Raw genomic sequence first — 9,320 nt, forward strand, 5'->3', positions numbered from 1 at the left:
AAGCTGCCGGCCAAAAACAGTTCCCAACCGACGATCACCCCGCACAGGGTTACCGCACTGAAAATGACTTCAAACAGATAGCGATTGATCATCGTTCGTCGCCTCAAAAGAAGACACCCGGAAGAACCGGGTGTCTGGAGTACGGGCTGGAGAGTGCGGAACCTTTCGGTTCCGCAAACATCACTTAATTAAGCTTTTTTACCGGCTTTTTTGTGGTGTTTTTTAGCGGCCTGAGCTTTCTGCACTGGCGCTTTTTTGTGGTGTTTTTTAGCAGCCTGGGCTTTCTGAGCTGGCGCTTTTTTGTGGTGCTTTTTAGCGGCCTGAGCTTTCTGGGCTGGCGCTTTTTTGTGGTGCTTAGCTTTCTTGTGGTGCGTTGCTTTAGCTGGCGCTTTTTCAGCAGCAGCCGCTGGCGCAGCGGTAGTGGTGGTCGCAGCTGGCGCGGTGGTGGTAGCCGGAGCAGTAGCTGCAGTATCAGCAGCGAAAGCAACAGAAGACAGACCCATAGTGGCAGCAACGATCAGCGCTAATACTTTTTTCATCTTTAAATCCTCAGAGTGTTGTTTCGGTAAGCTCCGGTGGAGCCGTTGAAACAGATACTAGTGGAATCAAACTGCCGTTTCCGTGAGTGATTGGTTTCGCCGAGTAACCAAATGTACAACGTTTGTGAACGGCGCTTGTGAACCGCATCGGCGGGTATATGCTGAAGGAAGACGCCCCTCGGTACAGGCTCGCTCACGCTATGAAAACCGTCTCGCTGAAACACGCGCCGGGCCGCTACGCCGGTCTGGCCCTCGCCGGTCTGCTGCTGCTGACGCTGCTCTACCTGTTCGTGCGGCACTGGGCCGAGTTTGTGCAGTATTGCATCAACTTCCAGATTTACATGCACCGCTATCTGGTGCTCTATCTGCTGCAGCAGCGTAACCAGCAATACAGCGGCGGGCTGATGCTGACGCTGGCCAGTTTCGCTTACGGCTTCCTGCACTCCATCGGCCCCGGCCACGGCAAGTTCGTCATCACCACTTATCTGGCCACCCACCGCGAACGGCTGAACGCCAGCCGGGCGATCACCCTGCTGGGCAGCCTGATGCAAGGCGTGGTCGCCATTGTGTTCGTGGTGGTGCTGGCGGTGGCGCTCAACCTGTCGATGGGCGATCTCAGCCTCAGCCGTTATTGGGTGGAAAAAGGCAGCGCGGTCTTCATCGCCGCCTTCGGCCTGATGGTGATCCTGCGCGCCAGCGGCTGGCGCTGGCGTCGGCGCCGCGCGCCGGACATTCAGGCGCTGCACCCGGCGGACCACGCGCATAGCGCGGCGTGCGAGTGCGGCCACCGGCATCAGCCCGGCGCGGCCGAACTGACCGGCGGCTGGCGTAACGCGCTGTGGCTGATCGTCTCCATCGGTATTCGTCCGTGCAGCGGCGCCATCCTGATTCTGGTGTTCGCCAACGCCATCGGCATGTTCACCTGGGGGGTGATCTCCGCCATGAGCATGGCGCTGGGCACCGGGCTGTCGATCATGATCCTCGCCACGCTGGTGCACCACGCGCGCGAGCGTTTTCTGGCCCATCAACCCGGCCTGACGGGCTACTATCTGGCACAGGCGTCGCGCATCGCCGTGATGTTCGGCGGCGTGATCCTGATCCTGTTCGCGCTGGTGTTGTTCAATTCGGTGATCCCGGTCAGCGCCAACGGCGATTTTATCGCCGCCGGCTGCTAACGCCGGTAAATCGTCGTTTTTTTGCGTGATCGGCCACACAAATCTCGGCATGGTCTACACTTAAAAGACATGTGTCGAAATGGAGAGCTGAATGTTTAAGAAAGCGGAAAGAACAGAACGCGATATCGATCAGGACGTCACTCTGTTGGCCGATACGCTGGATGAAGTGTTGCGCGAGTCCGGTGACAAGACCAAAGAGGAACTGAAAGAGCTGCACAGTAAGGCGAAAGGCGTGCTGCGCGACGCCCGGGCGCGGTTCAATGGCTCCACCAGTCTGACACAGCATGCGCGCGACGCGGTCGATCAAGCCGACAGCTATGTGCGTGACAAACCTTGGCAGGGCGTAGGGATCGGTGCCGCCGTCGGCATCGTGCTCGGCGTGCTGCTGGCCCGGCGTTAACACCCCTGCAGTCATAAAGATAAAACAGATGTGCGTCTGGCCCGCGGAAATCGCGGGCCGTTTAATTGAGGCGTTTGAACAGCTGCGCCAGCCCCTGCACCGCCCGCTCCGTCTCCTCTTGCCGAGTGAAATTGGCGAACCCCAGCAGTAACCCCTGCCCCGCCGGATGGTCGATTCGCCAGTCCGACAACGCCTGCGCCGCCAGCCCCTGTTGCCAGGCTTGCGCCGCCAACGGCGTATCCGCCACCCCGTCACGCAACCGGGCCAACAGCTGAATGCCGCCCTGTTGCGGCACCGCCGTCAGCCACGTCCCCAGCTGCCGTTCCAGCGCCTGCGTCAGCCACTCACGCCGCTGGCGGTACAGCGGCCGCATGCGTTTCAGGTGGCGGTAGAAATGCCCTTGCCGGATAAAATTCGCCACGCCGGCCTGCAGCAGCGGCGGGCAGCCGCAGCCACGTAGCCGGCTGCTGCGCGCAAAGGCCTCCGTCAGGCCGGCGGGCACCACCAGGTAAGCCATGCGCAGCGCCGGGAACAGCGTTTTGCTGAAGGTGCCGGCGTACAGCACCCGCCCCTGAACATCGAGGCTTTTCAGCGGCGGCAATGGCCGCCCGTGATAGCGAAACTCGCTGTCGTAGTCATCTTCCAGGATCCAGGCCCTGCGCTGCTGCGCCCAGTCGAGCAGCGCCATGCGCCGCGCCAGGCTGAGCGTGACGCCGAGCGGGCTTTGATGGGTTGGCGTCACCACCGCCAGCCGCGCCTCAGGCGCCGTCAGCATACCGGCGGCCACGTCCATGCCTTGTTCATCCACCGGCACGGCGATCGGCCTGACGCCGGCGGCCCGCAGCAGCGGGCGCGTGACCGGATAGCCGGGATCTTCGATCCATACCGCGTCGCCGGCGTGCAACAGCGTCTCCACCACCCAGTCCAACAGCGCCGGATAACCGGCGCAGAGGAAAACCTGCTCCGGCCGGCAGCTGATGCCGCGCGACAAATGCAGATAATGGGCGATCGCCTCACGCAGCTCAGGCAGGCCGCCGGCCGGCGGCAGCGCCAGGGAAGCCACCGTGGAACCGCGCAGCTGGCGGGCGACAATGCGCTGCCATAACGCCCGGGGAAACGCGTCCAGCGCCGGCACGCCCAGTTGGAAAGGCTGCAGCATGCCCTGCGGCTGCAGCGGATCGGGCGCCATCGCCGCCAGCGGCGGCGCAGCGGATACCCCGCCCGGCGGCACGTGCGGCAGCTGCGGCGAGACATAGGTGCCCGCCTGCCCGCGGCTCTGCAAGAAACCTTCGGCAATAAGTTGCGCGTAGGCGCTTTCCACCGTGGCGCGCGCCACGCCCAGATCGCTCGCCAACCCGCGCACTGAGGGTAATCGGCTGCCCGCCGCCAGGCTGCCCTGGGCGATGGCGTCTTTAATCCGCAGGTAAATCTGCCGGTACAGCGGTTCCGCCAGCCGGTTGTCCAGCCGCAGCGAGGTCAGGAAAGATGGCATCATGGCCCGGTTAAATAATCATTTTATGGCCCTATAGCATAGACCATAAGGCCGCTAAAGTAGCGTCATGATTTCGTTACTACCGATTGAGGTTGACCATGATTAAGCAACGTTTGAACTATGCCGAGCTGGCGCCCGCCCCGTACAAAAATATGGTAAGCGCGCTGATGGCGCTGGAGAAAGGTGCCCTGGACAAGGCGACCATCGAGTTGATGTTTATGCGCGTTTCGCAGATCAACGGCTGCGCCTACTGCCTGGATATGCACGGCAAAGCGCTGCGCGAAAGCGGCTTCAGCCATGCCAAGCTGGATACGCTGGCGGGCTGGCGCGTCAGCCATGAGTTCAGCGAGCGCGAACGCGCCGCGCTGGAATGGGCCGAGTCGGTGACGCTGATCGCCGCCACCGGCGCACCGGACAGCGCTTTCGAGGCGCTGAAAGTGCACTTCAGCGATACCGAGATCGCCGATCTGACCTTCGCCATCAGCATCATGAACGCCTTCAACCGGCTGGCCGTCAGCATGCGTCAGTAATGCGCTCGATTCCCCCTCTTCACTGAGAGGGGGAATTTCTCACCCGCAAAAATTTTTTCCCTCGCCTTTTCCAGCCCCGGCGCGGCCTGCGCCTCCAACCCGACAAAACACCATATATAGCGTGGTTGATAAAACAAATATCAACATATAGTATTTTATGGGTCAGCCGCAGGGAGTGTCGTTCGGTTGATAACGCCGTCAGAAACGCCAGGAACGATGCTCCGTTATCTGACTTGTCCGCCTTTCCTTCAGCCTAAAGGTAAATGCGAATCATGAGCATTATTATTTACAGTAAGCCGGACTGTGTCCAGTGCAACGCCACCTATCGCGCATTTGATAAACAGGGGATTGATTATCAGGTGATCGATCTCACCCAGGATCAGCAGGCGATGAACCACGTTAAATCCTTAGGTTATCAGCAAGTTCCGGTGATTATCGCCGGTGACGATCACTGGTCCGGGTTCCGGCCGGACAAGATCGGCGCGCTGGCGCTCACCTGCTGAGGCCCGCCGATGAATCCGCTGGTCTATTTCTCCAGCAGCTCGGAGAACACCCATCGGTTCGTTGAGAAACTGGGCCTGCCGGCGATCCGCATTCCGATCGCCGGAGCCCGCAGCAAATTGCTGATGGAACAACCCTATATCTTGATCGTGCCCAGCTATGGCGGCGGCAGCGCCGTCGGCGCGGTGCCGATCCAGGTCATCCGCTTTCTCAACGTTCCGCAAAACCGTTCATACCTGCGCGGCGTCATCGCCGCCGGGAACACCAACTTCGGCGCAGCGTACGGCATCGCCGGCGACATCATCGCCAAAAAATGCCAGGTGCCTTTTTTGTACCGCTTCGAGCTGCTCGGCACCGCGCAAGACGTTGAAAACGTTCGACAGGGAGTAACCGCATTTTGGCAACGACAGAACTGACCAGGCCCGAGACGGGCGCGCTGGATTACCATTCGCTCAACGCGATGCTCAATCTTTACGATGCGGAAGGCCGGATCCAGTTCGATAAAGATCGGCTGGCGGCGCGGCACTACTTCCTGCAGCACGTCAACCAAAACACCGTGTTCTTCCATAACCTGGAGGAAAAGCTGCACTATCTGGTGGAGGAAGGCTACTACGAGCCGCAGGTGCTGGCGCAGTACGAATTCCCATTTATCAAGCAGCTGTTCCAGCAGGCCTACGCCAAAAAATTCCGCTTCGAGACCTTCCTCGGCGCCTTTAAGTATTACACCAGCTATACGCTCAAAACCTTCGATGGCAAACGCTATCTGGAGCGCTACGAAGATCGGGTATGCATGGTGGCGCTGACGCTGGCGGCGGGCGACACCGGGCTGGCGCAGGATCTGGTGGAGGAGATGATTTCCGGCCGCTTCCAGCCGGCCACCCCAACCTTCCTCAACTGCGGCAAACGCCAGCGCGGCGAGCTGGTCTCCTGCTTCCTGCTGCGTATCGAAGACAATATGGAATCGATCGGGCGGGCGGTGAACTCCGCGCTGCAGCTGTCGAAACGCGGCGGCGGCGTGGCCTTCCTGCTGAGCAATATTCGCGAGGTGGGCGCGCCAATCAAGCGCATCGAGAACCAGTCCTCCGGCGTCATTCCGATCATGAAAATGCTCGAAGACGCCTTCTCCTACGCCAACCAGCTCGGCGCGCGCCAGGGGGCCGGCGCGGTGTATCTCAACGCCCACCACCCGGACATTCTGCGTTTCCTCGACACCAAACGGGAAAACGCCGACGAGAAGATCCGCATCAAAACGCTGTCGCTGGGGGTGGTGATCCCGGATATTACCTTCGAGCTGGCGAAGAACAACGAAGAGATGTACCTGTTTTCGCCCTACGACGTCGAACGGGTGTACGGCGTGCCGTTTTCGGAGATTGCCGTCAGCGAGAAGTACCGCGAGATGGTGGACGACAAGCGCATCCGCAAGTCACGCATCAACGCGCGCGAGTTCTTCCAGGTGCTGGCGGAGATCCAGTTCGAATCCGGCTACCCGTATGTGATGTTCGAGGACACCGTAAACCGGGAAAATCCGATCGCCGGGCGCATCAACATGAGCAACCTGTGTTCGGAGATCCTGCAGGTCAACCGCGCCAGTACGTATCACGAAGATCTGAGCTACGATCGCATCGGCAAGGACATCTCCTGCAACCTCGGCTCGCTGAACATCGCCAAAACCATGGACGCGCCGGACTTTGGCAAGGCGATCGAGACCGCGATCCGCGCGCTGACCGCGGTGGCCGACATGAGCGATATCCGCTCGGTGCCGTCGATCGCCGAAGGCAACCGCAGCGCCCGCGCCATCGGTCTGGGCCAGATGAACCTGCACGGTTACCTGGCGCGCGAGCGCATCTTCTACGGCTCGGAAGAAGGCATCGACTTCACCAATCTCTATTTCTATACCGTGGCCTATCACGCCATTCGCGCCTCGAACCGGCTGGCGATCGAGCGCGGCGGCGCCTTCGACGGTTTTGAGCACTCCCGCTATGCCAGCGGCGAGTACTTCGACAAGTACACCGAACGCGACTGGCTGCCGCAGACCGAGCGGGTGCGCGAGCTGTTCGCCGCCGCCGGTATCGCCATTCCTGGCCGCGACGACTGGCGCGCACTGCGCCAGTCGGTGATGCTGCACGGGCTGTACAATCAGAACCTGCAGGCGGTGCCGCCGACCGGTTCTATCTCGTACATCAACAACGCCACCTCCAGCATCCACCCGATCGTCTCGCGCATCGAGATCCGCAAGGAAGGCAAGATCGGCCGCGTTTACTACCCGGCGCCCTATATGACCAACGACAACTTGGCGTATTACCAGGATGCCTACGAGATTGGCCCGGAAAAGATCATCGATACCTACGCCGCCGCCACGCAGCACGTCGATCAGGGGCTGTCGCTGACGTTGTTCTTCCGCGATACCGCCACCACCCGCGATATCAACCGCGCGCAGATCTACGCCTGGCGCAAAGGCATCAAGACCATTTACTACATCCGCCTGCGCCAGATGGCGCTGGAAGGCACCGAGGTGCAGGGCTGCGTGTCCTGCTCGCTGTGAGGCAACTTATGACAACCCTAACATCGGCGCCGCTGGTGCGCGCCATCAACTGGAACATCATCGAAGACGACAAGGATCTGGAGGTATGGAACCGCCTGACCTCCAACTTCTGGCTGCCGGAGAAGGTGCCGCTGTCCAACGATATCCCCTCCTGGGCCACGCTGACGCCGAAGGAGCAGCAGCTGACCATTCGGGTGTTTACCGGGCTGACGCTGCTGGACACCATCCAGAACACCGTCGGCGCGCCGGCCCTGATCGCCGATGCGCTGACGCCGCACGAAGAGGCGGTGTACTCCAACATCAGCTTTATGGAGGCGGTACACGCCCGCTCGTACAGCTCAATCTTCTCCACCCTGTGCCAAACGCCGGACGTGGACGATGCCTACCGCTGGAGCGAGGAAAACCGCGCGCTGCAGAAGAAAGCCGGCATCATTCTGGCCCACTACCGCAGCGACGATCCGCTGCTGAAAAAGGTCGCCAGCGTGTTCCTCGAGTCGTTCCTGTTCTATTCGGGCTTTTACCTGCCGATGTACTGGTCGAGCCGCGCCAAGCTGACCAACACCGCCGATCTGATCCGCCTGATCATTCGCGACGAGGCGGTGCACGGCTACTACATCGGCTATAAGTTTCAGAAAGGGCTGGAGAAAGTGGACGCCGCGCGGCGTCGGCAGGTGAAAAACTTTGCCTTCGACCTGATGCAGGATTTGTACGACAACGAGGTGCGTTACACCGAGGAGCTGTACGACGGCGTCGGCTGGACGGAAGACGTGAAAACCTTCCTGCACTACAACGCCAACAAGGCGCTGATGAACCTCGGGTATGAAGCGCTGTTCCCACCGGCGATGGCGGAGGTCAACCCAGCGATCCTGTCGGCATTGTCGCCAAACGCCGATGAAAACCACGACTTCTTCTCCGGCTCCGGTTCGTCTTACGTCATCGGCAAGGCGGTCAACACCGAGGATGAGGACTGGGATTTCTGAGGACTGGCTGGCCGTATCAGGAAAAGGCTTTCGCGGGAGTGTGACGTGTCGTGCTCCCGCGACTATGTGTTTTGCTTGAAGTCCGCACGCAGCTCAAGCCGCCGCCAGATGGCGCGTTTCTCCGCGTCGCTGGCGGTCGGCCAGGCGGCGATCTCCGCCCGCGTGCGCAGGCATCCCCGGCACTGCTGGGTTTCGTCGTCAATCCGGCACAAGCTGACGCAGGGCGATCTGACGCCAGGATGGGATTGCTGAGTGTGGCCCGCCATACGCTGCCCTTGATGTGATGTGTACCGCCACAGGATACCCGATCCTGCGGCGGCGCGTCGTCAATCAGATGATGCCACCGTTGGCGCGCAGGGTTTGGCCGTTGATCCAGCCGCCGTCGTCCCCGGCGAGGAAGGCCACCGCCGCAGCGATATCTTCCGGCGTGCCCAGGCGCTCCAGCGGCGCCATCTTCGCCAGCCGCTCGATAAGCTCCGGGGTTTTACCGTCGAGGAACAAACCGGTGGCGGTCGGCCCCGGCGCGACGGCGTTCACCGTGATATTGCGGCCGCGCAGCTCTTTCGCCAGCACGCTGGTCAGCGCCTCGATCGCCGCCTTACTGGCGGCATACATGCCGTAACCCGGCTGCAGCAATCCCACCACGCTGGAGGAGAAGTTGATGATGCGGCCGTTGTCGCGCAGGCGCTTCGCCGCCTCGCGCATCGCATTGAAGCTGCCTTTCAGGTTGATGTTGAGCAGGCGATCCACGTCTTCATCACGCATGTCCGCCACCGGCGCCAACGCGATCACCCCGGCGTTATTGACCAGCACGTCGACGCCGCCAAACGCCTGTTCGGCGCTGTCGAACAGCTGGGTGACCGCAGCCGCATCGCTGACGTCGGCTTTGGCGCCGAGCGCGCGGCCGCCGCGCTGTTCTATCTTGCGCACCAGCTCATCGGCCGGCGCCGGGTTGCCTGAATAGTTGATGATGACGGTAAAGCCGTCGATGGCCAGACGCTCGGCGATGGCGGCGCCGATGCCGCGCGATGCGCCGGTGACGATGGCGACGCGTTGAGCCGCGTGATTCATGGATATCTCCTCATCGGGTTAATGTACTGTCATCATGCACCTTTCGGTACAGCGAACAATCCCCTATTCTTCGCCATCACTATCCGAAAT

General features: G+C 61.1%; 11 protein-coding genes. 7 read left to right on the forward strand and 4 right to left on the reverse strand.

Annotation, left to right across the window (positions count from 1 at the left end):
- Window positions 1-188: 188 nt before the first annotated feature.
- Window positions 189-539 (reverse strand): acid resistance repetitive basic protein Asr, encoded by a 351-nt coding sequence (asr, locus tag ACUXAC_RS25460; protein ID WP_004928953.1) that lies wholly within the window; start codon window positions 537-539, stop codon window positions 189-191.
- A gap of 200 nt (window positions 540-739) precedes the next feature.
- Between asr and ACUXAC_RS25465 the strand changes: the two genes are divergently transcribed.
- Together ACUXAC_RS25465 and ACUXAC_RS25470 are read left to right on the forward strand one after the other, a co-directional pair.
- The gene (locus ACUXAC_RS25465; protein WP_387444556.1) at window positions 740-1,714 is read left to right on the forward strand and encodes a nickel/cobalt transporter; all 975 of its coding nucleotides are present in this window, start codon (window positions 740-742) and stop codon (window positions 1,712-1,714) included.
- 91 nt (window positions 1,715-1,805) lie between these two features.
- Entirely contained in the window at window positions 1,806-2,114 is a 309-nt protein-coding gene (locus ACUXAC_RS25470; RefSeq protein WP_004928950.1) for a DUF883 family protein, read from the forward strand.
- Between the two features lie 61 nt (window positions 2,115-2,175).
- On the opposite strand, the gene pdxR is transcribed toward ACUXAC_RS25470, so the two are convergent.
- Entirely contained in the window at window positions 2,176-3,609 is a 1,434-nt protein-coding gene (gene pdxR, locus ACUXAC_RS25475; RefSeq protein WP_387444551.1) for a MocR-like pyridoxine biosynthesis transcription factor PdxR, read from the reverse strand.
- A 95-nt stretch (window positions 3,610-3,704) separates the two neighbouring features.
- Here pdxR and ACUXAC_RS25480 point away from each other — a divergent pair, with 95 nt between their 5' ends.
- From ACUXAC_RS25480 to nrdF, 5 genes are all read left to right on the forward strand, one after another.
- Complete coding sequence (locus tag ACUXAC_RS25480; protein WP_197653513.1) at window positions 3,705-4,136, forward strand: carboxymuconolactone decarboxylase family protein; 432 nt, start codon at window positions 3,705-3,707, stop codon at window positions 4,134-4,136.
- A gap of 272 nt (window positions 4,137-4,408) precedes the next feature.
- Entirely contained in the window at window positions 4,409-4,639 is a 231-nt protein-coding gene (nrdH, locus tag ACUXAC_RS25485) for a glutaredoxin-like protein NrdH (RefSeq protein WP_060441089.1), read from the forward strand.
- 9 nt (window positions 4,640-4,648) lie between these two features.
- On the forward strand, window positions 4,649-5,053 hold the full coding sequence (gene nrdI, locus ACUXAC_RS25490) for a class Ib ribonucleoside-diphosphate reductase assembly flavoprotein NrdI (protein ID WP_015378865.1): 405 nt from the start codon (window positions 4,649-4,651) through the stop codon (window positions 5,051-5,053).
- Complete coding sequence (gene nrdE, locus ACUXAC_RS25495) at window positions 5,035-7,179, forward strand: class 1b ribonucleoside-diphosphate reductase subunit alpha (protein ID WP_387444545.1); 2,145 nt, start codon at window positions 5,035-5,037, stop codon at window positions 7,177-7,179. Before nrdI ends, nrdE begins: the two co-directional genes overlap by 19 nt.
- Before the next feature lie 8 nt (window positions 7,180-7,187).
- On the forward strand, window positions 7,188-8,159 hold the full coding sequence (gene nrdF, locus ACUXAC_RS25500) for a class 1b ribonucleoside-diphosphate reductase subunit beta (protein WP_038872807.1): 972 nt from the start codon (window positions 7,188-7,190) through the stop codon (window positions 8,157-8,159).
- A 62-nt stretch (window positions 8,160-8,221) separates the two neighbouring features.
- On the opposite strand, the gene ACUXAC_RS25505 is transcribed toward nrdF, so the two are convergent.
- The gene (locus ACUXAC_RS25505) at window positions 8,222-8,425 is read right to left on the reverse strand and encodes a DUF1289 domain-containing protein (protein ID WP_225529431.1); all 204 of its coding nucleotides are present in this window, start codon (window positions 8,423-8,425) and stop codon (window positions 8,222-8,224) included.
- A gap of 64 nt (window positions 8,426-8,489) precedes the next feature.
- The gene (locus ACUXAC_RS25510) at window positions 8,490-9,230 is read right to left on the reverse strand and encodes an SDR family oxidoreductase (protein WP_225529432.1); all 741 of its coding nucleotides are present in this window, start codon (window positions 9,228-9,230) and stop codon (window positions 8,490-8,492) included.
- Window positions 9,231-9,320: the final 90 nt, after the last annotated feature.

The sequence above is a fragment of the Serratia sp. 121840015-1 genome, from assembly GCF_053627655.1.